This window comes from Mycobacterium sp. ITM-2016-00316, from assembly GCF_002968335.2.
Classification (GTDB): Bacteria; Actinomycetota; Actinomycetes; order Mycobacteriales; family Mycobacteriaceae; genus Mycobacterium.
The window spans coordinates 72,562-94,364 of sequence record NZ_CP134398.1; the positions used below are offsets into that span (position 1 = coordinate 72,562).

The window sequence follows — 21,803 nt, forward strand, 5'->3', positions numbered from 1 at the left end:
CCTTCTGTTGTCAGGACTCGGAACGGGACAGTGAAATGGCCTTCACTGGTACGGCTTTCAGATCGATGAGGTCCGGCGTCGGCAGCGCGGACCCGGGCAGCGAGGCGGCGGCACTGCCATAGGCGACAGCCATCCGCAGCCGGTCGGGGGCGTCCGCCCCGGACAGCGCCGCCCGTACGTAGCCGGCGAGTGCGGAATCACCGGCCCCGACCGTGCTGCGCGGGGTGATCGGCGGAGAGCCGGCCAACCAGGCGCCGGTCGGGTCGACGAGCACCGCGCCGGCCGCGCCGAGGGTGACCAGGATGGTGCGGGCGCCGCGGTCGACCAATCGGCGGGCCGCGGCGATCACCGGCATCGGATCACCGGCGGCGGCAGCATCTTCCAGCTCCTGGGCGGAGGTGCCGGTCAGGCCGGCGAGTTCCTCGGCGTTGGGTTTGATGAGATCGGGGGCCGCGCGGCCGAAGGACGCGGCCAGCGCGGACAGCGGTGCGTCCGAGGTGTCCACCGCGACGAGGCAGTCCTTGTCGGACAACTGGGCGACCACGTCGGCGTACCAGCTCACCGGTACGCCCGGTGGCAGCGACCCGGACATCACGATCCACTCCGCCCGGTGCCCGGCTTCCACCACGGTGCGGGTCAGCGCTTCCAGGGCGTCGGCGTCCAGCGTCGCACCCGGCTCATTGAGTTTGGTGGTGGTGCCGTCATTTTCGGTGATGGCCACGTTGGTGCGGATCGTTCCGCGGATGGGCACCGTGGCGTAGGGGACCCCGGCGGCCCGCAGCGCGGTGAGCATCGGGTCGGCGTCGGCCGAGGGCAGCACGGCCAACGCATCCAGACCTGCCAGGCCGAGGGCGCGCGCAACGTTGACGCCCTTGCCGCCGGGTTCGTCGGTCACCGAACTGATCCGGTGTACCGCACCTCGGGTCAGGGTGCCGGGCAGCGTGACGGTGCGGTCGATGCTGGGGTTGGGCGTGACGGTGACGATCATGCGGATGCTCCTGCACAGGTGACTTCGATTCCGAGGCCGATGAGCTCCTCGCGGGCGGTGTCGGCGATCTCGGTATCGGTGATGAGAGCGTCGACGGCGGAGATCGGCGCGAAGCTGTGGAGTTCTTCCCGGCCGATCTTCGAGGAATCGGCGACCACGACGACATAATTCGCACACTTGACCATGGCGCGTTTGATGGCTGCCTCCTCGGTGTCCGGTGTGGACAGGCCGTGCCGCACGGTGATCCCGTTGGTGCCGATGAAGGCGATGTCCACCCGCAGCTGCTCGAGGGTCTGCAGGGCCTGCTCGCCGACGGTGGCCTGGGTCAGCCCGCGGACCCGTCCGCCGAGCAACTGCAGCGATACCGATGGCACCGCGGACAGCCGGGCGGCCACCGGTACCGAATTGGTCACCACCACGAGCTCGCGGTCGGTCGGGATGAGTGCGGCGACCCGGCTGGTGGTGGTGCCGGCGTCCAGCAGCACACTGGCACCACCGGCCGGGAAGACGTCGGTGGCGGCCGCGGCGATGGCGTCCTTGTGCGCGGCCCGGGTGGCGTCCCGCTCGCCGACATCCTGTTCGACCAGGTGCAGCGCCCGCGCCGGGACGGCGCCGCCGTGGACCCGGCGCAGCAGGCCGGCCTTGTGCAGCACGGCGAGGTCGCGGCGCACCGTTTCGGTGGTGACGTCGTAGGTCTGGGCCAGTTCGGTGACCGACGCGCGCCCCTGCTGCATCACCAGGGTGGCGATGGCGTTCTGGCGTTCCTCGGCGTACATCCGTCTCCGTTCGGGTGAGCTGACCGGCTCAAATGTTGATATATGTGGTTTTACGCTTGAATCTGTTGACTTGTCAATGCTTTCTTGTAATCTGAATCACATGAGCACTTCATCCGTGACTGAGACACAGGTTCTGACCGGCGTTCCGGTGGTGGCCGGAGTGGCCTACGCCCCGGTGATCCGGCCGGGAGCGCGACCGACCGCCCCGGTGTCGGCCGCCGATGTGCCCGAGGCGGACCGGCCGGGCGAGGTGGACCGGCTCAAAGCCGCGGCGGCCGCAGTCGCCGAGCGGCTGCGCGATCGGGCGGCCCACGCGACCGGCGTGGCTTCGGAGGTGCTGGCCACCACCGCCGCACTGGCCCAGGACCGGGCCTGGCTGCTGGACGCCGAAAAGCGGATCAAGGCGGGCAGTCCGGCCCATCATGCGGTGGGTGGGGCCATCGCCAAGATCTCTGACGCGCTGTCGAAGGCCGGCGACCTGATGGCCGAACGGGTGACCGACCTGCGGGACGTCCGTGACCGGGTGCTCGCTCAGCTGGCCGGGCTGCCCGAACCCGGCGTCCCGGTGCCGGATGTTCCCTCGGTGCTGTGCGCGGAGGACCTCGCGCCCGCCGACACCGCCGGCCTGGACCCGACCCTGGTGGTGGCGCTGGCCACCACTCTCGGCGGCCCGACGAGCCACACCGCGATCATCGCCCGCCAGCTCGGCATTCCGTGCGTGGTGGCGGTGGGCGGGCTGGACGCGGTGCCGGCCGGTGTGAAGGTGATGGTCAACGGTGCCCTCGGCACAGTGACGGTGTCCCCGGATGCCGAGCAGGCGCAGCGCGCCGTCGGGAAAGCACGCGAGGACGCCGCGCGCATCGCGCAATGGACCGGACCCGGCGCCACCGCCGACGGGCAGGCGGTGGCGGTACTGGCGAACGTCCAGGATGGTGCGGCGGCCCGGTCGGCGAGTCAGACTCCGGCCGAAGGCGTGGGGCTCTTCCGTACCGAACTGTGTTTCCTGAACCGCGATACCGAGCCGACGGTGGACGAGCAGGCGCGCATCTACGGTGAGGTGCTGACCGCGTTCGAGGGCCGCAAGGTTGTCATCCGCACCCTGGACGCCGGCTCGGACAAACCGCTGAAATTCGCCGGGCATGCGGATGAGGCCAACCCGGCACTGGGGGTGCGCGGCGTTCGCATCTCGTTCGGGAACCCGGGACTGCTCACCCGTCAGCTCGAGTCGATCGCCGCGGCGGCACAGGCCACCGGCAGCGATCCGTGGGTGATGGCGCCGATGATCGCCACTCCCGACGAAGCGAAAAACTTTGCCGCCCAAGCACGCTCCTTCGGGCTGACGCCTGGTGTGATGATCGAGATTCCGGCGGCTGCACTGCTGGCCGACCGCATCCTGGAGCATGTCGACTTCTTGTCGATCGGCACCAACGATCTGGCGCAGTACACGATGGCCGCCGACCGGATGTCGGCCGAACTGGCCACCCTGACCGATCCGTGGCAACCCGGCGTGCTGACCTTGGTCGCGATGACCGCCAAGGCCGGTGCGGCCGTGGGCAAGCCGGTCGGTGTGTGCGGTGAGGCGGCCGCGGACCCGCTACTGGCCTGCGTGCTGGTGGGGATGGGCGTGACGTCACTGTCGGCGGCCGCGACGGCGGTGCCGGGAGTGGGCGCCGCGCTGGCCGGGGTCACGCTGGAGCGGTGCCGTGCCGCGGCGCAGGCGGTGGTGCAGACGGCAAGTGCCGCGGACGCCAGGTCCGCGGCACTTGCCGTGTTGGGGTAAAGCGGGCTAGAACCAGACTTTTCGACCACCGACCGGACGGCCGACGGCGCCCAGGATCCACAGCACGACGCCGACGACGACGAGAATCGCGCCGATCGTGTAGAGGATCGAGAGGCTGGTGAAGTATCCGATCAGCAGGAGCACGATGCCGAGCACAATCATGGTAATTCCCATCCTTGAGGTGATGCTGACGCGTTATCGCTCGAGAGGAATTTCCAAAACCGTCAAAATCCAAACCTGCCGGTCGTGATCGGGTCCCCGGTGTGGTTCGGACCGGGCGCGCCAGGAATGAATCGGACCACAGTCCGGTTAATCTGAACATGCCTGCCATCACAGCCGATACGCTCACCCTGCCCCGCATCGCGGCGGCCTCGCCCGCCGAGACCGAGCGCCGCGTGCGCTCCATCACCACCGGCCCCCGCGGCTACGAGGGCGAGGGGTTCCCCGTCGTCCGCGCCTTCGCCGGCGTCAGCGCCGCCGACCTCGACCCCTTTGTGCACATGGACCAGATGGGTGAGATCGAATACCAGCCCGGTGAACCCCGCGGGACCGACTGGCATCCGCACCGCGGCTTCGAGACCGTCACCTACATGATCGACGGACGCTTCGCGCACCAGGACTCGCACGGCGGCGGAGGTCTGATCACCGACGGTGCCACCCAATGGATGACGGCGGGTGCCGGCATCCTGCACATCGAGACCCCGCCCGCCGAACTGGTCGAGAGCGGTGGTCTGTTCCACGGCGTCCAGCTCTGGGTGAACCTGCCGCGCAAGGACAAGTTCGCCGCGCCGCGCTACCAATCCATCGAGGGCGGTGCCGTGGAGCTGTTGTCCTCGGACGACGGTGGCGCGTTGGTCCGCGTCATCGCCGGGTCCATCGGCGAGCATGCCGGACCGGGCCAGACCCACACCCCGATCGCGTTGGCCCACGCCACCATCGAGCCCGGCGCGCGGCTGAACCTGCCCTGGGATCGGCAGTTCAACGCACTGGTCTATGTGCTGTCCGGGCGGGGCAGCGTGGGGTCAGAGGGCCGGCCGATCCAGCAGGGTCAGCTGGCCGTGCTCGGCTCCGGTGACCGCATCGACATCGCCGCGGACTCCGGACAGGACGGCAACCGGCCGGCGCTGGAGGTGCTGCTGCTGGGCGGACGCCCGATCCGCGAGCCGGTGGTGCAGTACGGGCCGTTCGTGATGAATTCCAAATCGGAGGTGCTGCAGGCGATGGAGGACTTCAACGCCGGCCGGTTCGGGTCACTGCCGCCGAACGCTCTCACTCCGCACCGGGTGCGCTGAACCCTGCTCCCAGCAGTTTGCTGAAAGGTCAATTCCGCCTGACTTCGCAATCATCCTCGAGTAGCGGGGCAGGTGATCTGTGGCACAATTTGACTGTGCCGCATATAGCCAGCAGAGGTCCGGGTCGTCCGCCTGCCGCCAAGGCAGCGGAGACCCGGGAGCGCATCCTGCAGGCCGCACGCGAGGTATTCAGCGAACTCGGCTACGACGCAGCAACATTCCAGGCCATCGCGGTTCGTTCGGATCTGACCCGCCCGGCCATCAACCATTACTTCCAGAGCAAGCACCTGCTCTACCGGGAAGTGGTCGAGCACACCAACGCCGTCGTGGTGCGTGCCGGCATCGAAAAAGCCAAGGCCGAGCCGACACTTTTGAAGAGGCTGTCGGCGTTTTACGCGGTGGCGATGCAGGCCGACAGCAAGGACCGCTCGGTCGCGGCCTTCCTGGTGACCTCGGTGCTGGAGGCGCAGCGCCATCCCGAGCTCAGCCAGGACGAGCACGACCCGCTCGCGAACTCGCGGGCGTTCGTTCAGTGGGCCGTCGGCGATGCCATCGAGCGCGGCGAACTGACCACCGACACCGACGTCGCAACGTTGGTCGAGATGCTGGTCGCGGTGATGTGGGGGATGGGTTTCTACGCCGGTTACGTCGGGACGCATGACGAAGCCGCCGCGGTGGTCGAGCAATTGGAACTGCTGATGGCTAACAAGCTGTGGACGCTCACGAAGTAGCTGCGCACCGGCGAAGACGGATAGATCACCTAACTATCGGTAGCATCGGGACATGAGCTCACTGCGCACCCACGATGACAGCTGGGATATCGCCTCCAGCGTAGGAACCACCGCCGTGATGGTCGCCGCAGCGCGAGCGGCCGAGACGGCCAGCGCCGACCCGCTGATCAGCGACCCGTACGCGCGCATGCTGGTCGAGGGCGCCGGCGGTGGTGTCTGGGGCCTGATGATGGACGAGGACTGGGTCGCCCGCGCGGTCGACATCGACCCCGAAGGCGCCGCCATCTTCGCGCACATGGGCAGCTATCAGGCGGTGCGCACCCGCTTCTTCGACGATTTCTTCACCGCCGCCGCCGGCGCCGGGATCCGTCAGGTGGTGATCCTCGCGTCCGGCCTGGACTCGCGCGCCTACCGACTGAATTGGCCGGCCGGCACCACCGTCTTCGAGATAGACCAGCCCAAGGTGCTCGAATATAAGCACTCGGTGCTCTCCGAGCACGGCGTGCAGCCGACGTCGACCCGCCGGGAGGTCGCCGTCGACCTGCGCCACGACTGGCCGAAGGTGTTGCGCCAGGCCGGTTTTGACGCCTCGACGCCGACAGCCTGGCTGGCCGAGGGTCTGTTGATGTACCTGCCCGCGGACGCGCAGGACCGGCTCTTCGCCCAGATCACCGAACTCAGCGCCGCGGGCAGCCGGATTGCGGTGGAGACAGCTCCGACGCAGGCCGAGGAACGTCGCCAGCAGATGAAGGAACGGTTCGAGGCCATCAAGGAGAAGTTCGGTATCACCGACAGCCTCGATGTCGGCGAGCTCATGTACAACGATCCGGACCGTGCCGATGTGGCCGAATGGCTCGGCGCCCACGGCTGGGACAGCGCCGCGGTGCAATCGGCCGCCGAGATGCGCCGGCTCGATCGTTGGGCGCTGCCCGACGGCCCGGATGCGCCCGCCGACGACGCGTTCTCCCAGTTCGTGACCGCCATCAGACGCTGAGAGCGGAACTGAGGTCTTATGGACCGACCGACCGGATGGTTAGTATCAGATTTCCTCGGTCTGGAAGGACGCTCCAATGACCATGCATGCAGACGCACCCACTTCACCAGCGGTGACCGACATCCCGGCGGTCGTCGCCGGACTCCGCGCGGCCTACGCCACCGGCCGCACCCGCGACATCGAATGGCGTAAACAGCAGCTCCGCGCGCTGGAACGGATGGTCGTCGACAACGAGTCCGCCATCGCCGACGCGCTGGCATCGGACCTGGGCCGCAAGCCGTTCGAGGCGTGGCTGGCCGATATCGCCAGCACCGCCGCCGAGGCCCGCGACGCCGCCAAGCATCTGGGCAAGTGGGCCAAGCGCCGGTACCGGCTCCTGGAGCTGTCCCAGCTGCCGGCCCGCGGCTGGGTCGAGTACGAGCCCTTCGGCACCGTGCTCGTCATCGGCGCCTGGAACTTCCCGTTCGCGCTGACCCTCGGCCCCGCGGTGGGTGCCATCGCCGCCGGTAACACCGTCGCGCTCAAACCCTCCGAGCTGGCGCCCGCGTCCTCGGCGTTGATGGCCGAGCTGGTCCCTCGATACCTGGACCCCGAGGCCGTCGCGGTCATCGAGGGTGACGGTTCGGTCAGCCAGCTGCTCATCGACCAGGGGTTCGACAAGATCTGCTTCACCGGTGGCACCGAGATCGGCCGCAAGGTCTATCAAGCCGCCGCCGCGCATCTGACCCCGGTGACCCTGGAGCTGGGCGGCAAGAGCCCGGTCATCGTGGCCGCCGACGCCGACCTGGACGTCGCCGCCAAACGGATCGCCTGGACCAAGCTGATCAACTCCGGTCAGATCTGCATCGCCCCGGACTACGTGCTCGTCGACGCCGCGGTGCGTGACGAGCTGGTCGCCAAGGTCAAGGCCGCGGTACAGGTGTTCGAGGCCGACGCGACCGGCGGCAAGCGCATCGTGAACCGGCGCCACTTCGACCGGCTCGCCGCGGCGGTGGCCGCCACCGAGGGCGAGGTGGCGATCGGCGGCGGCACGAATGCCGCCGAGCTGGCGATCGAGCCGACCGTCGTGGTCGACCCGTCGCTGGACGAGCCACTGATGACCGATGAGATCTTCGGACCGGTCCTGCCGATCGTCACGGTCCAGAACCTGGACGAGGCAATCGCTTTCGTCAACGCGAGGCCCAAGCCGTTGGCCGCCTACCTGTTCACCAAGAGCAAGGCCACCCGAGAACGGGTGATCCGTGAGGTGCCCGCCGGCGGCATGGTGGTCAACCACCTGATCTTCCACTTCGCGACCACCAAGCTGCCGTTCGGTGGTGTCGGCCCGTCCGGGATGGGCGCCTATCACGGCCGGTACGGATTCGAGGAGTTCAGCCACCGCAAATCGGTGCTGACCAAGACCACCCGCCCCGACTTGGGGGCGATGATCTACCCGCCGTATACAGAGAAGGCGTGGAAACTGGCCCGGCGGCTTTTCTAGCCGGCGGATCGGCCCAAACAGGATCGACCCAAACAGGAGAGGTAGCAATGCCCGGAGTGCAGGATCGCGTTGTCGTCATCACCGGAGCCGGCGGTGGCCTCGGCCGCGAATACGCCCTGACCCTGGCCCGCGAGGGTGCCAGTGTCGTCGTCAACGACCTCGGCGGTGCCCGCGACGGGTCCGGCGCCGGACACAACATGGCCGACGAGGTGGTCGCGGAGATCAAGGCCGCCGGTGGCCGCGCCGTTGCCAACTACGACAGCGTTGCCGAACCCGAGGGTGCGGAGAACATCATCAAGACCGCCGTCGACGAGTTCGGCAAGGTCGACGGTGTGGTGAGCAATGCCGGCATCCTGCGTGACGGCACGTTCCACAAGATGACCTTCGAGCAGTGGGATGCCGTGCTCAAGGTGCACCTGTACGGGGGGTACAACGTCATCCGGGCGGCGTGGCCGCACTTCCGTGAGCAAAGCTTCGGCCGCGTCGTCGTCGCCACCTCCACCAGCGGTCTGTTCGGCAACTTCGGTCAGGCCAACTACGGCGCCGCCAAGCTGGGCCTGGTCGGACTGATCAATACGCTGGCCCAGGAAGGCGCCAAGTACAACATCAAGACCAATGCCGTCGCTCCGATCGCCGCGACCCGCATGACCCAGGACATCCTGCCGCCCGAGGTGTTCGAGAAGCTGACCCCGGAATACGTTGCGCCCGTGGTCGCGTACCTGATGACCGAGGAACTGCCCGACACCGATTCGGTGTTCATCGTCGGCGGCGGCAAGGTGCAGCGCACCGCACTGTTCCAGAACGAGGGCGTCACCTTCACCGAGGTGCCGACCGTGGACGACATCGCCGGCAAATGGGGCGAGATCACCGACCTGTCGGCAGCGCAGGCCGCCAGCTTCAAACTCGGATGAAAGCGCTTGTCGCACAGGCGCTGACCGGTACCGACGGGCTGGCCTACCTCGATGTCGCCGATCCGGAGTCAGCGGACTCGGTGATCATCGACGTCGGCGCGGCCGGTGTCTGCTTCCCCGACCTGCTGTTGCTGCGCGGCGAGTACCAGCTGCGCTTGGAGCCACCGTTCACTCCGGGCATGGAGGTGGCCGGCACCGTCCGGTCGGCTCCGGAGGGTTCGGGTTTCACCGTAGGCCAGCGGGTTTCGGCGATGTCCATGCTCGGTGGCTACGCCGAGCAGGTGGCGGTCGCGCCGTCGAGCGTGGTGCCCACCCCCGACGGTATCGACGACGCAGCGGCGACCGCGCTGCTGGGCAACTACTACACGATGTACTTCGCCCTGCACCGCCGTGCGGCGTTGCGGGCCGGGGAGACGGTGCTGGTGCTCGGCTCGGCCGGCGGCATCGGGGTGGCGGCCATCCAGGTCGCGAAGGCGCTCGGCGCCCGGGTGGTGGCGCTGGTGCACCGCCCCGACGCACAGGAATTCGTGGCGAGCGTGGGTGCCGATGTGGTGCTCCCGCTGACCGAGGGCTGGAAGCAGGCGGTGCTCGATGCCACCGGTGGCCGCGGCGTGGATGTGGTGGTCGACCCGGTCGGTGGTGACGCGTTCGACGACGCCATCCGGGTGATGGCCCCCGAAGGGCGGCTGCTGGTCATCGGTTTCGCTGCCGGACAGGGGATTCCGACGGTCAAGGTGAACAGGCTGCTGCTGCGCAACGTCAGTGTGGTCGGTGTCGGCTGGGGCGAGTTCGTCCGGCACTCGCCGGCCGCACAAGCCGAGGTCGGCGCCGGGCTCGCCGACCTGGTCGCCGCCGGGCTGCGGCCGCCGGCGCCGGTGACCTACCGGCTCGCCGACGGTGCCGCAGGTCTGCAGGCGCTGGCCGAGGGCAAGATCCGGGGCAAGCTCGTCCTGGAGCCGTAGTGGACGCTCCGCGCGCCTTGGCGTTCGACGTGTTCGGCACCGTGGTGGACTGGCGGTCCGGCATCATCGCCGAACTGCAATCCTTCGGGGCCCGCCATGGGCTGCAACGGGATTGGGCGTCCTTCGCCGATGCGTGGCGGGCCGGCTACGCCCCGGCCATGGACCGGGTGCGCCGGGGCGCGTTGCCCTGGACGCGCATCGACGATCTGCACCGCGAAATCCTGGCCGGTCTGCTCGAGGGTGTCCCGGTCGGCGAGGCCGAGCTCGACGACCTCAACCGGGCCTGGCACCGACTGCCCCCGTGGTCGGACGCGGTCTCCGGCCTGCACCGCCTGAAGCAGCGCTTCGTCATCACCACGCTGTCCAACGGCAACGTCTCGCTACTCACGCACATGGCCAAGAACGCCGGATTGCCATGGGACTGTGTCATCTCCGCCGAGCTGTTCGGCCATTACAAACCCGACCCCGAGGCCTATCTCGGCTGCGCCCGACTGCTCGATGTGGCACCTGAGGAGCTCATGCTCGTTGCCACCCACCCGAGCGATCTGCGGGCGGCGCGGGCCTGTGGCCTGCGCACCGGCTACGTCGTGCGCCCGCTCGAGCACGGCCCCGGCCATCGGCTGCCGAAAGTCACCGACGGTGAGTTCGAGCTTGTCGCGCAGGATTTCGTCGACCTGGCCCGACAGCTCGGCGCGTAGACCGTAGATTCAGGGGGTGAGCACCCTCGGGATCGTCCTGGTCGCGCTGGCCATCGCCGTCGGGCTGGCCGGCATCGTGATCCCGATCCTGCCCGGCGGACTGCTGGTGATGGCGTCGATCGGGGTGTGGGCCTACGTCGAGGGTTCGACCACGTCCTGGGTGACATTCGGTATCGCGGCGGCGTTCTTCGTCATCGCCGAGGTGATCAAGTACACCTGGCCCGTCCAGCGGATGCGCCGTGCAGAGGTCCGAACATCGGTGCTGGTGATCGGTGCAGTGGCCGGTATCGTCGGCTTCTTCGTCATTCCCGTCATCGGTCTGCTCATCGGATTCGTGCTCGGGGTGTTCGCCGCCGAACTGGCAATGCGACGTGACACCACCCGCGCGTGGGCCTCGACGGTGCACGCACTCAAGGGTGTGGCGCTGTCGGTCGGTGTGGAGCTGACCGGCGCGCTGCTGGCCACGGTCACCTGGGTCGTCGGCGTCCTCGTCAGCTAGTGAGGGACGTACGCAGCCGGGCCAGATCCGCCTCGGTCACCCCGGCGGCCTCCAGGAAACCGCCCACCGATCCGTAGAGCTCGTCGACCTTGCGGCCGGCCGCCTCAAGGTACTCCGCCCGAACACCGAGCACGGCATCGGTGAGCCGCGCCTCGGCGAAGGTCAGCACCTCGGGTGCCTCGCCGGCGCGGGCCCTCACCGATTCCATGATGCTCATCCGCAGCGGGTCGATCGCGTCATTGCTGCGCAGGAAGTCGGTCAGGATCGCATCCCGCGGCACGCCGACGGCCTCCAGCACGGTGGCGACGGTGAACCCGGTGCGGTCCTTGCCGGCGAAACAGTGCGCGATGACCGGCCTGCCGTCGGCCAGCAGCGAGATCACCTGGCGCACGGCCACCTGCGCGCCGGTCAGCGACGGGAACTCCTCGTACACCTCGGTCATGTACCGCTTGGCGGACTCGGCGACGTCCTCACCGTCGGGGGACTCCGACATCACCCGCTGGAACGTGGCCTCGTGCGGTGCGTCCTGCTCGGAGTCGTCCTCGAAGTGGAACGGCAAGTGGTGCAAGGAAATGCTCGCCGGCACCTGGCCGGGGCCGCGGCGTTCCAGCTCGCGCCGCGAGCGCAGGTCGGCGACATCGTTGATGCCGAGTGCGAGCAGCGCGGCCTGTCCCTCGTCGGTGAGGCGGCTCAGTTCGCTGGACCTGAACAGCAGGCCGGGCCGGATGCCGGCGGACTCGGCAACATCGCGAAAGTTCCACGCTCCCGCCAGCATCGCGGTCATCGTCCGGTGACCGCCGCGGCGAAAGGGCTCTTTTCTTTGCCGAGTTCGGCGCGGGCGATGGTGCGCATGTGCACCTCGTCGGGCCCGTCGAACAGCCGCATCGCGCGGTGCCAGCCGTACAGGCGGGCCAGTGGGAAGTCGTCGGAGACCCCGGCGCCGCCGTGCACCTGGATGGCCCGGTCGATGACGTCGCACGCGATCTGCGGGGCGACGGACTTGATCTGGGAGACCAGCACGTGGGCTGCCTTGTTGCCCTCCTGGTCGATGGTCCAGGCGGCCTTCTCGCACAGCAGCCGGGCCTGGTCGATCTGGTTGCGCGACTTGGCGATCTGCTCGCGCACCACACCCTGCTCGGCCAGCGGCTTGCCGAACGCGATACGGGTCTGCACCCGGTCGATCATCAACGCCAGCGCCCGCTCGGCGGCCCCCAGGGCACGCATGCAGTGATGGATCCGGCCCGGGCCGAGGCGGGCTTGGGCGATCGCGAAGCCACTGCCCTCTTCGTGCAAGAGGTTCTCCGCGGGCACCCGGACGTTGTCGAAGGTGATCTCGCAGTGTCCGTGCTGGTCCTGCCACCCGAAGACCGGCAACGACCGCTCGATCGATACGCCGGGGGTGTCGGCGGGCACCAGGATCATCGACTGCTGCTGATGGCTCGCGGCGTCGGGGTTGGTGCGGCCCATCACGATCAGCAGCTTGCAGCGCGGGTCGGCGGCCCCGGTGATCCACCACTTGCGGCCGTTGATCACGTAGTCGGCGCCGTCGCGCAGCATGGTGGTCTCGATATTGCGGGCATCGCTGGAGGCCACCGCGGGCTCGGTCATCGCGAACGCCGAGCGGATCTTCCCGGCCAGCAACGGCTCCAGCCACTGCTTGCTCTGCGCCTCGGTGGCGAACAGGTGCAGGGTCTCCATGTTGCCGGTGTCCGGTGCGGCGCAGTTGAGCACCTCGGGAGCGATCTCCATGCTCCACCCGGACAGCTCGGCAAGTGGTGCGTACTCCAGGTTGGTCAGCCCCGACTCCGAGGGCAGGAACAGATTCCACAACCCGGCGGCTTTGGCCTTGGCCTTGAGCTCCTCGACCACCGGGGGCACCGTGTGATCCTTGGGCCCCTTTTCCTCGCGATAGGCGTGGTAGGAGGCCTCTGCCGGGAAGACGTTCTCGACCATGAAGTCGGAGAGCCGCTTGTGGTAATCAGCCGCCTTGGCAGACATCGCGAAGTCCATGACCGCCACGATATGTCACATGGTTAGACAAGTGGAATGGGGGCGGTGGGAGCCGCCGGCCGCCCGACGGTGAATCGTCGTCGGGAAACCGGCCGGATCGCCGCCGAGGATTCACACCCGGTGCTCGACGCAGACACGACTTCCCAGGGTGGTGAGGGCCAGCACGCCGGCCAGCACCGCAAGTCCGATGACCAGCCCGGCCACCGCCGTCCAGCCCGCGGCGTCGAATGCCAGCCCGCCGAACCAGCCGACGGCACTGGACCCGGCGTAATAGAAGAGGTTGTAGAGCGAGGACGCCTGGGTCTTGCCGGTCCCGGCGGCGTAGGCGACCCAACCCGACGCGATGGCGTGCGCACCGAAGAACCCGGCGGTCGCGATGACGAGTCCGAGCAGCACCACGGCGATGTGATCGCTCACGGTGAGGGCGGTGCCGACGATCATGGTGGCGATCGAACCCAGCAGGACCTTTCGGCGCCCGAAGCGTCCGGCCCCGGCGCCGGCGCGCGCGGAGGTGAACGTGCCCGCCAGATACGCCAGGAACACCAGGCTGACCAGCGTCTGCGGCAGGTGGAACGGCGCCGCGGTCAGGCGGAACCCCAGGAAGTTGTAGAGGGCGACGAAGCCGCCCATCAGCAGGAAGGCCTGGCTGTAGAGCGCCAGCTGTCGTGGTGAGCGCAGGTTGTCGAGCAGCCGGCCGGCCAGGTCGCCGCCCGGGGCGGGCCGGAAACCCCTGGCCGCCGGCGCGAGGCGCACGAAGGCCACCGCAGACAACCCGCAGAGCACGGCCACCGCCAGCACGCCGACCCGCCAACCGGCGTGCTCGGCGAGCGGGCCGGTGACCAGCCGGCCGGCCAACCCGCCGATCGTGGTGCCCGCCACGTAGCTGCCCGCGGCACGAGCGGCGTTGCCGGCGTCGACCTCCTCGGTCAGGTAGGCGATCGCGATGGCCGGCACGCCGCCGAGCATCAGACCTTCGATGAAACGCCCGGACAGCAACATTGCTGAGGTCGGCGCCAGTGGAACCAGTAGCCCCAGAACCGTTGCCGCCGTGATGGATAGCGTCATTGCCTGCACGCGGCCGATGCGGTCGGCCAGTGCGGCCCATGGGATGACGCCCAGCGCCAGACCGACGGTCGCGGCCGACACCGTCAGTGCGGCGTCGGCGGCGCCGGTGCCCAGGTCACGTGCGATCAGCGGAAGCACCGACTGCGGGGAGTACAGCTGCGCGAAGGTGGCGACACCCCCGAAGAACAATGCGGCCAGCAAGCGCCGGTATTCGGCGGATCCACGTGAATGGCCCTGCCAGTCAACAGGGGTCACCGTGGTCGCCACCCGGACGACGCTAGGGCGCTACCGGTGATGTGTCCAATGCATGATACTAGTGCAGTTCATGACGAATTTGCATGAGAAAGTCCGCGAGGCGCCGCGCCGTCGGAGCCATCTCACGGTCCGTGCTCCAGGTCAGGCCGATCTGCCGTTTCGCCGTCGCCTCGGTCAGCGGGATGTACGCGGCGCCGGGTTCGGTGCGATCAGGCCGGGGAACCGGGACGACCGCGACACCGAACCCGGCCGCGACCAGGCCCTCCATCGTCGGGATCTCCATGGCCTCGAACACCACCGGCGGGGAGATCCCGGCGTCGGCGCACAATTCGTCGGTGAGCAGCCGCAGGCCGAAGCCCGGCCGCAGTGCCACGAACGGCTCGTCGGCGGCATCGGCCAGCCGAATCCTGGATCGCCCGGCGAAGCGATGCCCCCGCGGCACCGCCAGACACAACCGTTCGACGTACAGCACTCGCCACGGGTGACCGGCGGGTCGCGGCGAGGTGATCGCGAGATCGGTCTGACCGTTGGCCAGCCGCTCCGCAATCGCGTGTGCCGGTCCCTGAAAGAGTTCGAACTGCACGCGCGGGGCTTCGGCGCGGAACCGGCGCAGCAGGTCGGGCACGAACCCGCCGGCCTGTGAATGCAGGAAGGCCAGCCGCACCGTGCCGGTCTCCGGGTCGCGCAGGGTAGCGATACGTTCGGTGGCCGAGCGCATTTCGTCGATGCTGCGGCGAGCGTGCTCCAGCAGGATCCGGCCATAACCGTTGAGTTGCAGCCGGCGGTTGAGCCGGTCGAACAGCGGTGCCCCGACCTGCAACTCCAACCGGGCCAGTGATCGCGACAGCGTCGGCTGGCTGATGCCCAGTTCGGCCGCCGCTTCGGTGACATGCTCGACCTCGGCCAGCGTCACGAACCATTGCAGCTCTTCGATGTTCACCGCCACCGCCTCTCCCGCACCGAATCTTGCCACCCGGAGCCGTCCCGCTGTGACAAGCTGCTCACATGCAGGATTCGGCCCAGAAGGTGCGTGTGGTGGTCGGCGACGACCACCCGATGTTCCGGGACGGTGTGGTCCGGGCGCTGGCCGCCAGTGGATCGATCGACGTGGTCGCCGAGGCCGACGACGGGATCGCCGCGCTCGAACTGATCCGCACCCACCGACCGGCGGTCGCGCTGCTGGACTACCGGATGCCCGGCATGGACGGCTCCGAGGTGGCCGCCGCGGTGACCCGCGATGATCTGCCGACCCGGGTGCTGCTCATCTCGGCCCATGACGAGTCGGCCATCGTCTACAAGGCGTTGCAGGATGGTGCCGCGGGGTTCCTGTCCAAGGAGTCGACACGCAGCGAACTGGTCGATGCCGTGCTGGCGTGCGCGCGGGGCCGTGACGTCATCGCTCCCGCGCTGGCGGCGTCGTTGGCCGGCGAGATCCGCCGCCGCCATGAGCCCGATGTCCCCACACTGTCGGCACGGGAAGCCGAAGTGCTCGCGATGATCGCGCGCGGGCTGACGATTCCGGCGATGGCCAAGGAACTCTATCTGGCGCCGTCGACGGTCAAGACCCATGTGCAACGGCTCTACGAGAAGCTCGGTGTCGGCGATCGGGGGGCTGCGGTGGCCGAGGCGATGCGCCGCAAGCTGCTCGACTGACGTGTCACGCCTGGTGGAGTTCTTCGCGGCCGAACCCGTTCGGGTGTCGGCGGTTCTGCGGCTGCCGTTGATCGCACTGATTGCCGTGCTGGTGTGGATCTGGGAGGTCGACCACTGGCTGCCCGGGCTGTATGCCGCGGTCCTCGGCGGCTACGCCATCGCTGCGGTGGTGTGGCTGCTGGCCGTGCTCAACGGACCGCTGCCGCGCTGGGCGGACTGGGCGTCGACCGGTGTCGACGTGCTGCTGATCGTGGTGTTGTGCGTGGTCTCGGGTGGCGCCACTGCCGCGCTGCTGCCGGTGTTCTTCCTGCTGCCCATCTCGGTGGCGTTCCAGGACCGGCCATTGCTGACGGCGATCATCGGCACGGTCACCGCCGGCGCCTATCTGTCGGTGTGGATCGTCTACTCCAAACGTGATGACCGAATCGGCCTGCCGGACATGGTCTACACGCATTTCGGGTTCCTGTTGTGGCTGGCGGTCGCCACCACTGCGCTGTGCCTGGTGCTGTCCCTGCGGGCCGCGCGGGTGCGGACCCTGCTGGAGGTGCGCCGCCAACTGGTCGCCGAGGCGATGCAGGCCGACGAGCGGCAGAACAGGGAGGTCGCCGAAACCCTGCATGACGGACCGCTGCAGACGCTGCTGGCGGCGCGGATGGAGGTCGACCTGCTCCGCGACACCCACCCCGACCCTGCCCTCGACATGGTGTATGACGCGCTGCAGGACACCGCCGCCCTGCTGCGTTCGACCGTCACCGAGCTGCACCCGCAGGTACTCGCACAACTGGGCCTCGCCGCGGCCATCCGGGAACTGCTGCGCCAGTTCGAATCCCGCGGAGCGTACACAGTGTCGGCCGACCTGGAGGACGTCGGCAAGCCGGAATCCCAGACACTGCTACACCGGGCCGCTCGTGAACTGCTGGCCAATATCCACAAGCACGCTCGCGCCACGGAGGTCGCGGTCACACTGCGGCGGGTTGGTGACCGGGTCGTGCTGGTGGTCTCCGATGACGGCCCCGGATTCGACCCCGCCGTCATCGCGACGCGTCTGGAGGAGGGCCATATCGGGCTGGGCTCGCTGCTGGCGCGTTTCGAGGCGGTGGGCGGTGCGCTGGACATCGACTCGATGTCCAGTCGCGGCACCGTCATCACGGTGACCTCACCGCCGGAGTAATTCCCTCGCGCCGGAAAGTAGGGTGACAGTAGCGTTCCACGGATGAAACTCCGGATCGCCCTCGTGGCCGTCGCCGCAGTCGTGGTCGCGGCGCTGGTGAACGCATGTGTGGTGACCGGTGCGACGCGCGCCGCCGAATCGTTCGCCGGTGGGCATGTGCTGGAGCTCGACGGCCCTGACCTCAACGTCCGCGAGTACGGGCCGCCCGGTGAGCGCGCCATCGTGCTGCTGCACGGATACTCGGCCTCCATCGAGTGGTGGGAGGCGGTGGCGCCGCGGTTGGCGCATGACCGGCGGGTCGTTGCCATCGATCTCGTCGGGCACGGCGGTTCGGAGGCGCCGAGCGAGCCGAAACATTTTCAGGCCGCCGGGCAGGCACGCGCGGTGCGGAATGCGTTGTCGGCCTTGGGTATCAGGCAGGCGGTGCTGATCGGGCATTCGATGGGCGGAACCGTCGCATCGGTGTTGGCGGGCACCCATCCCGACATGGTGGAGCGGGTGGTGGTCTCGGATACGCCCGCCGCCGGCGATCTGGTGTCCATGCCGCTGCTGGGAAAGATGGTGTGCTGGCCGGTGATCGGTCCCGCGATGGATCAGTTCCGTCGGGTGCCGGCGATCACCGAGGGCTCGTTGCAAACCGGCTTTGCCGCGGACTATCCGGTGCCGCAGTTCGCATACCGGTCATTGGAACGGCTCACCTACCGGGGTGTCTGCGATTCCAAGAGTGGCGCGCCCCCTTCGGTCGCGGACATGCTGACCGATCTGGGCAAGCCGGTGCTGGTCGTCTGGGGTGAGACTGACGCGCTCACGCCGACGGACCCCAATGTCACGCGGTACTCCGCGGCGGGTCTGACCCCGCGCATCATCGCCGGTGCGGGGCATAGTCCAATGGTGGAGAAGCCCGATGAGTTCCTCTCGGCGATCGGCGAATTCGTCAGAGGGTGAGTCCGCGGGCGATGACCAAGCGTTGAATCTGATTGGTGCCCTCGAAAATCTGCGTGATCTTGGCTTCCCGCATGTACCGCTCGGCGCGGAAGTCACGGGTGTAGCCGACTCCGCCGAGCACCTGGACAGCATCGGTGGTGACTTTCATGGCGGCGTCGGTGGCGACCAGTTTCGCGACGCTGGCCTGCGCCGAATACGGCAGCCCCAGGTCCCGTCGGCGGGCCGCATCCAGGTACGTCGCGCGGGCGCTGATCACCGCGGCCGCCATATCGGCCAGCAGGAATCCCAGCCCCTGATGATCGATGATCTTGCGGCCGAACGTGGTTCGCTCATTGGCGTAGCGGGTCGCGTCGTCGAGGGCGGCCTGGGCGATGCCGACGGCGACCGCCGCGATGCCCAGTCGTCCCGAGTCCAGGGCGGAGAAGGCGATCGAAAGGCCTTGTCCCTCAACGCCGATCAGCCGGTCGGCGTCGATGCGGGCATTGTCGTAGAACGCTGCGGTGGTGGGCACTGCGTGCAGGCCCATCTTCTCCTCGGGCTTGCCGAAGGTCAGACCGTCCAGGTCGCCGGGTACCAGGAAGCAACTGATTCCCTTGGAGCCTTCACCGGTGCGTGCGAACAGTGTGTAGAAGTCCGCGACGCCCCCGTGGGTGATCCAGGATTTCGATCCGTTCAGCACATAGCCGTCGCCATCGGGGACGGCCGCGCACCGCAGCGCCGCCGCATCGGAACCGGCCTGTGGTTCCGAGAGGCTGTACGCGCCGATCTGATCACCGGCGAGCATCCCCGGCAGCCAGCGCCGCCTCTGCTCATCGGTGCCGAAGGCCAGCAGCGGATGCGAGGACAGGCTGTGCACGCTGACCGCGACCGCGACGGCCGCCCACCGCGCCGCGATCTCCTCGAGCACCTGCAGGTACACCTCGAAGGGCTGGCCTCCGCCGCCCCACTCCTCGGGCTGGGGCAGGCTCAGCAGCCCGGCCGCACCGAGTTGCGCGAACACCCCGTCGGGATAGGTTTCGGCCTTCTCGTGGGCGTCGACGATGGGGTCGAGCAGCTTGTCGGCGATATCGCGGGTGAGCGCGATGAGTTCTTTCGCCTCGTCGGACGGGAGCAGGCGGTCGACGGGCACGGCAGTCACCTCTCGGAAAACGGTACTCAGATCGATCGAACAGTACCATCCAGAGAGTACTGGAAGTTGGCGCTCAGTACTATTTAGGAATGTCCGACCTGCTGGGGGCGGTTCTGGGCGTCAGGCGAACGCGTGTCAGGACTTGTCGGTGACCGAATGTATGTTCGAAGTATGAAGGCGGCGACGGAGGCGGTGACGGCACTGGACGCCGCACGCGAGCAGCTGCGCGCCGAACGCACCGCGGTGGCCGCGAAGATACTGGCCGCGGGCACCTTCGCGGTCGCCCGGATGGCGGAGCTGGGCAATGCGTTCGAGGACCTGATCGTCGATGACTGGGAGCTGGTCGCCGCCGAACTCGGCGCCGAACTCGGGCTCAGCCGCGGCCGCGCTTGCACCATGATCACCCAGGGCCGCACCCTGCTCGCCCACCTGCCCCGCTTCGCTGAGGTCTTCGCCACCGGTGTGGTGGATCTACGGGTGCTGCGGATCATCCTGCACCGCACCGGGCTGATCACCGACCCCGACATCATGTCCGTCATCGACGCCCTGCTCGCCAAGGCGGCGCCCTCGTGGAACGGGCTCTCCGATGACCGCGTCTCCGAACTCGTCGATTGGATGGTCATCGACGTCGATCCCGATGCGGTGCGCCGGGCCCGGGAATCCCGGCGTGCCCGCAGCATCACGGTGGAGCCGTGCGGTGACGGGCTGGTCGAGATCTACGGCCGCCTCGATGCCACCGCCGGTGCGGTGCTCGATCAGCGCCTCGATGACCTGGTCCGCACGGTGTGCCCGGATGATCCACGCACGACCGCCGAACGCCGCGCCGATGCTGTCGAGCCCCTCGCCCTGGGCGCGACCAGCTTGCCGTGTTTGTGCGGGAAGCAGGAATGCCCGGCTGCCGGCAACGAGGCTCCCCACGGGCACATCGTCCTCCATCTGCACGGCGACCGGGACACTGTCGAGGGCAGCTCGGACCACCCCGCGCTACTGCCCGGCTATGGACCGGTCCCCGCCGAAAAGGTCCGCGAGATGAGACCGCGCGCCACGATCCGGCCCGTACCTGAGGTAGCCGATCTGGGGGCCGAGCGCGGCTACCAACCGTCCCGCGCGCTCACCGAGTTCATCGGCTGCCGGGATCTGACCTGCCGCTGGCCCGGGTGCAATGTCCCGGTCACGCGCTGCGATATCGACCATACGACCCCGTGGCCCTACGGCCCGACACATCCGTCGAACACGAAGCTGTATTGCCGGATTCATCACCTAATCAAGACGTTTCACTCCGGACCGGGTGGCTGGAACGACCAGCAGCACGCCGATGGCACGATCACGATCACCGCCCCCAACGGCCGTATGTACACCACCACACCAGGCGGGACGCTGTTCTTCCCGCAGATCGCGCAGCCGACCGCAGCCCTCGTGTTGCCACCGGCCCCACCTCCCGGCACGCACCGAGTATTCGCCGCTCCCAAGCGAAAACGCACCCGGGCGCAGAACCGGGCATACCGAATAGCCCATGAACGTGGGCTCAACCGCGCCCACTACGAAGCGAACCCACCGCCCTTTTAGGTGTGCGGGCGACGGGTGACACTAGCCGCCGACCGGCCCCGTTACCGCGTCCTGCCCACCCGCGCTGATCACCAGAGCAGCCATCACCAGCGCAATGCCCGCCACCTCGGCCGCCGCCGGAATCTGGTGCAGCAGCAGGGCGCCGACCACGGCCGCGGTGGCCGGTAGCAACGCCAGCAGCAGCGCGAACCGTGCTCGGCCCACCCGGGTGAGCACCACCTGATCGAGCGCATATGGCACCGCGGTGGACAGCACGCCGACACCGAGACCTAACAGCCAGGTGCGTGGCTCGGCGAACACGGCCGCGTCCTCGAGCAGTTGGCCGCTCACCAGAGGTGCGGCCAGCACCGCCGCGGCCACCGCCATCCCGACCGCCAGCGAGTCCAGCCCGCCGCCCGCGTCGGCCACCCGCTTGCCGAGCAGGATGTAGCCGGCCCACAGCGCGGCGGCGACGAGCGCGAAGATGATGCCCAGTGTGTCGGCCCCGGTCTGGACCCCGGCCAGCAATGCGACGCCGGCGGCCACCAGCACCACCGCCAGCACGTCACGCGCGCGTCGCGAACCCAGCGTCGCGACCGCCACCGGCCCCAAAAACTCGATGGCGACGGCGGTGCCGAGCGGGATCCGGGCGATCGACTCGAAGAAGGCGACGTTCATGCCGACCGTCACGATGCCGAACCCACCGGCCACCGCGATACCGCGGCGCGTCCAGGCCCGCCGCCACGGCCGACGCCAGGCGATGAGCACCAGTGCGGCCGCCGCCGCGCGCAGCCAGGCGACCGCCGCGGGATCGGTCGTCTCGAACAGGAACACCCCGACCGCGGCACCGATGTACTGCGAGATCGCACCGACGACGAAGAACGCGGGCACCGACCAGGCGGGCACCCGCGTCACGGCA

The 21,803-nt window shown here is 68.6% G+C and carries 22 protein-coding genes; 13 read left to right on the forward strand and 9 right to left on the reverse strand.

The genetic code is table 11. The features are described 5' to 3' along the window. Positions 1-10: 10 nt before the first annotated feature. Positions 11-988 carry a 1-phosphofructokinase gene (gene pfkB, locus C6A86_RS00340; protein ID WP_105363051.1) on the reverse strand — a complete coding sequence of 326 codons (978 nt, stop codon included), beginning with the start codon at positions 986-988 and terminating at the stop codon, positions 11-13. Next, a complete protein-coding gene (locus tag C6A86_RS00345) occupies positions 985-1,764 on the reverse strand; it encodes a DeoR/GlpR family DNA-binding transcription regulator (RefSeq protein WP_105363060.1) in 780 nt (259 codons plus the stop codon). Before C6A86_RS00345 ends, pfkB begins: the two co-directional genes overlap by 4 nt. Positions 1,765-1,864: 100 nt before the next feature. Here C6A86_RS00345 and C6A86_RS00350 point away from each other — a divergent pair, with 100 nt between their 5' ends. Then, positions 1,865-3,544, forward strand: coding sequence for a phosphoenolpyruvate--protein phosphotransferase (locus C6A86_RS00350; RefSeq protein ID WP_233212974.1), 1,680 nt, complete (start codon positions 1,865-1,867; stop codon positions 3,542-3,544). A 6-nt stretch (positions 3,545-3,550) separates the two neighbouring features. On the opposite strand, the gene C6A86_RS00355 is transcribed toward C6A86_RS00350, so the two are convergent. Then, positions 3,551-3,706 (reverse strand): hypothetical protein, encoded by a 156-nt coding sequence (locus C6A86_RS00355; protein WP_105363062.1) that lies wholly within the window; start codon positions 3,704-3,706, stop codon positions 3,551-3,553. A gap of 158 nt (positions 3,707-3,864) precedes the next feature. Here C6A86_RS00355 and C6A86_RS00360 point away from each other — a divergent pair, with 158 nt between their 5' ends. From C6A86_RS00360 to C6A86_RS00395, 8 genes are all read left to right on the forward strand, one after another. Beyond that, positions 3,865-4,836 carry a pirin family protein gene (locus tag C6A86_RS00360; protein WP_105363052.1) on the forward strand — a complete coding sequence of 324 codons (972 nt, stop codon included), beginning with the start codon at positions 3,865-3,867 and terminating at the stop codon, positions 4,834-4,836. Positions 4,837-4,931: 95 nt separating this feature from the next. After that, entirely contained in the window at positions 4,932-5,567 is a 636-nt protein-coding gene (locus C6A86_RS00365) for a TetR/AcrR family transcriptional regulator (RefSeq protein WP_105363053.1), read from the forward strand. A 52-nt stretch (positions 5,568-5,619) separates the two neighbouring features. Further along, positions 5,620-6,561 carry a class I SAM-dependent methyltransferase gene (locus tag C6A86_RS00370; RefSeq protein WP_105363054.1) on the forward strand — a complete coding sequence of 314 codons (942 nt, stop codon included), beginning with the start codon at positions 5,620-5,622 and terminating at the stop codon, positions 6,559-6,561. A 76-nt stretch (positions 6,562-6,637) separates the two neighbouring features. Continuing rightward, positions 6,638-8,041 carry an aldehyde dehydrogenase family protein gene (locus C6A86_RS00375; protein WP_105363055.1) on the forward strand — a complete coding sequence of 468 codons (1,404 nt, stop codon included), beginning with the start codon at positions 6,638-6,640 and terminating at the stop codon, positions 8,039-8,041. 47 nt (positions 8,042-8,088) lie between these two features. Next, positions 8,089-8,952, forward strand: coding sequence for an SDR family oxidoreductase (locus C6A86_RS00380; RefSeq protein WP_105363056.1), 864 nt, complete (start codon positions 8,089-8,091; stop codon positions 8,950-8,952). Next, on the forward strand, positions 8,949-9,914 hold the full coding sequence (locus C6A86_RS00385; RefSeq protein ID WP_105363057.1) for an NADPH:quinone oxidoreductase family protein: 966 nt from the start codon (positions 8,949-8,951) through the stop codon (positions 9,912-9,914). The genes C6A86_RS00380 and C6A86_RS00385 overlap by 4 nt, the downstream gene beginning before the upstream one ends. Further along, entirely contained in the window at positions 9,914-10,612 is a 699-nt protein-coding gene (locus C6A86_RS00390) for a haloacid dehalogenase type II (protein WP_105363058.1), read from the forward strand. Before C6A86_RS00385 ends, C6A86_RS00390 begins: the two co-directional genes overlap by 1 nt. A gap of 16 nt (positions 10,613-10,628) precedes the next feature. Then, a complete protein-coding gene (locus C6A86_RS00395; protein WP_057169085.1) occupies positions 10,629-11,111 on the forward strand; it encodes a DUF456 domain-containing protein in 483 nt (160 codons plus the stop codon). Here the strand turns inward: C6A86_RS00395 and C6A86_RS00400 are convergent. The 4 genes from C6A86_RS00400 to C6A86_RS00415 all read right to left on the reverse strand — a co-directional run bounded on the left by C6A86_RS00400 (position 11,104) and on the right by C6A86_RS00415 (position 15,381). After that, entirely contained in the window at positions 11,104-11,895 is a 792-nt protein-coding gene (locus C6A86_RS00400) for a tyrosine-protein phosphatase (RefSeq protein WP_105363059.1), read from the reverse strand. The two genes, C6A86_RS00395 and C6A86_RS00400, sit on opposite strands and share 8 nt — an antisense overlap. Then, the gene (locus C6A86_RS00405) at positions 11,892-13,109 is read right to left on the reverse strand and encodes an acyl-CoA dehydrogenase family protein (RefSeq protein ID WP_311101252.1); all 1,218 of its coding nucleotides are present in this window, start codon (positions 13,107-13,109) and stop codon (positions 11,892-11,894) included. Before C6A86_RS00405 ends, C6A86_RS00400 begins: the two co-directional genes overlap by 4 nt. Before the next feature lie 123 nt (positions 13,110-13,232). Beyond that, on the reverse strand, positions 13,233-14,453 hold the full coding sequence (locus C6A86_RS00410; RefSeq protein WP_233212861.1) for an MFS transporter: 1,221 nt from the start codon (positions 14,451-14,453) through the stop codon (positions 13,233-13,235). A gap of 46 nt (positions 14,454-14,499) precedes the next feature. Beyond that, positions 14,500-15,381 carry a LysR substrate-binding domain-containing protein gene (locus C6A86_RS00415; RefSeq protein ID WP_105361757.1) on the reverse strand — a complete coding sequence of 294 codons (882 nt, stop codon included), beginning with the start codon at positions 15,379-15,381 and terminating at the stop codon, positions 14,500-14,502. 65 nt (positions 15,382-15,446) lie between these two features. On the opposite strand from C6A86_RS00415, the gene C6A86_RS00420 reads away from it, so the two are divergent. Genes C6A86_RS00420 through C6A86_RS00430 form a run of 3 tightly spaced genes read left to right on the forward strand, consistent with a single transcriptional unit; the run spans position 15,447 to position 18,210 of the window. Then, positions 15,447-16,094: a response regulator transcription factor gene (locus tag C6A86_RS00420; protein WP_105361756.1), complete on the forward strand. Its 648-nt coding sequence runs from the start codon at positions 15,447-15,449 to the stop codon at positions 16,092-16,094. A 1-nt stretch (position 16,095) separates the two neighbouring features. Then, the gene (locus C6A86_RS00425; RefSeq protein ID WP_233212860.1) at positions 16,096-17,265 is read left to right on the forward strand and encodes a sensor histidine kinase; all 1,170 of its coding nucleotides are present in this window, start codon (positions 16,096-16,098) and stop codon (positions 17,263-17,265) included. A 42-nt stretch (positions 17,266-17,307) separates the two neighbouring features. After that, the gene (locus C6A86_RS00430) at positions 17,308-18,210 is read left to right on the forward strand and encodes an alpha/beta fold hydrolase (protein WP_105361754.1); all 903 of its coding nucleotides are present in this window, start codon (positions 17,308-17,310) and stop codon (positions 18,208-18,210) included. Here the strand turns inward: C6A86_RS00430 and C6A86_RS00435 are convergent. Then, on the reverse strand, positions 18,200-19,339 hold the full coding sequence (locus tag C6A86_RS00435) for an acyl-CoA dehydrogenase family protein (RefSeq protein WP_105361753.1): 1,140 nt from the start codon (positions 19,337-19,339) through the stop codon (positions 18,200-18,202). The two genes, C6A86_RS00430 and C6A86_RS00435, sit on opposite strands and share 11 nt — an antisense overlap. 171 nt (positions 19,340-19,510) lie before the next feature. Here C6A86_RS00435 and C6A86_RS00440 point away from each other — a divergent pair, with 171 nt between their 5' ends. Beyond that, on the forward strand, positions 19,511-20,905 hold the full coding sequence (locus C6A86_RS00440; RefSeq protein ID WP_311100984.1) for a DUF222 domain-containing protein: 1,395 nt from the start codon (positions 19,511-19,513) through the stop codon (positions 20,903-20,905). 21 nt (positions 20,906-20,926) lie between these two features. Here the strand turns inward: C6A86_RS00440 and C6A86_RS00445 are convergent, their stop codons facing one another. Beyond that, a complete protein-coding gene (locus C6A86_RS00445; protein ID WP_233212876.1) occupies positions 20,927-21,799 on the reverse strand; it encodes a DMT family transporter in 873 nt (290 codons plus the stop codon). Between the last annotated feature and the right edge of the window lie 4 nt (positions 21,800-21,803).

What these genes read in the sequence shown, in the direction of transcription:
- pfkB (WP_105363051.1), bottom strand. Translation starts at nt 988, where the DNA reads ATGATCGTCACCGTCACGCCCAACCCCAGCATCGACCGCACCGTCACG.
- C6A86_RS00345 (WP_105363060.1), bottom strand. Translation starts at nt 1,764, where the DNA reads ATGTACGCCGAGGAACGCCAGAACGCCATCGCCACCCTGGTGATGCAG.
- C6A86_RS00350 (WP_233212974.1), top strand. Translation starts at nt 1,865, where the DNA reads ATGAGCACTTCATCCGTGACTGAGACACAGGTTCTGACCGGCGTTCCG.
- C6A86_RS00355 (WP_105363062.1), bottom strand. Translation starts at nt 3,706, where the DNA reads ATGATTGTGCTCGGCATCGTGCTCCTGCTGATCGGATACTTCACCAGC.
- C6A86_RS00360 (WP_105363052.1), top strand. Translation starts at nt 3,865, where the DNA reads ATGCCTGCCATCACAGCCGATACGCTCACCCTGCCCCGCATCGCGGCG.
- C6A86_RS00370 (WP_105363054.1), top strand. Translation starts at nt 5,620, where the DNA reads ATGAGCTCACTGCGCACCCACGATGACAGCTGGGATATCGCCTCCAGC.
- C6A86_RS00375 (WP_105363055.1), top strand. Translation starts at nt 6,638, where the DNA reads ATGACCATGCATGCAGACGCACCCACTTCACCAGCGGTGACCGACATC.
- C6A86_RS00380 (WP_105363056.1), top strand. Translation starts at nt 8,089, where the DNA reads ATGCCCGGAGTGCAGGATCGCGTTGTCGTCATCACCGGAGCCGGCGGT.
- C6A86_RS00385 (WP_105363057.1), top strand. Translation starts at nt 8,949, where the DNA reads ATGAAAGCGCTTGTCGCACAGGCGCTGACCGGTACCGACGGGCTGGCC.
- C6A86_RS00400 (WP_105363059.1), bottom strand. Translation starts at nt 11,895, where the DNA reads ATGACCGCGATGCTGGCGGGAGCGTGGAACTTTCGCGATGTTGCCGAG.
- C6A86_RS00405 (WP_311101252.1), bottom strand. Translation starts at nt 13,109, where the DNA reads ATGTCTGCCAAGGCGGCTGATTACCACAAGCGGCTCTCCGACTTCATG.
- C6A86_RS00420 (WP_105361756.1), top strand. Translation starts at nt 15,447, where the DNA reads ATGCAGGATTCGGCCCAGAAGGTGCGTGTGGTGGTCGGCGACGACCAC.
- C6A86_RS00430 (WP_105361754.1), top strand. Translation starts at nt 17,308, where the DNA reads ATGAAACTCCGGATCGCCCTCGTGGCCGTCGCCGCAGTCGTGGTCGCG.
- C6A86_RS00440 (WP_311100984.1), top strand. Translation starts at nt 19,511, where the DNA reads ATGAAGGCGGCGACGGAGGCGGTGACGGCACTGGACGCCGCACGCGAG.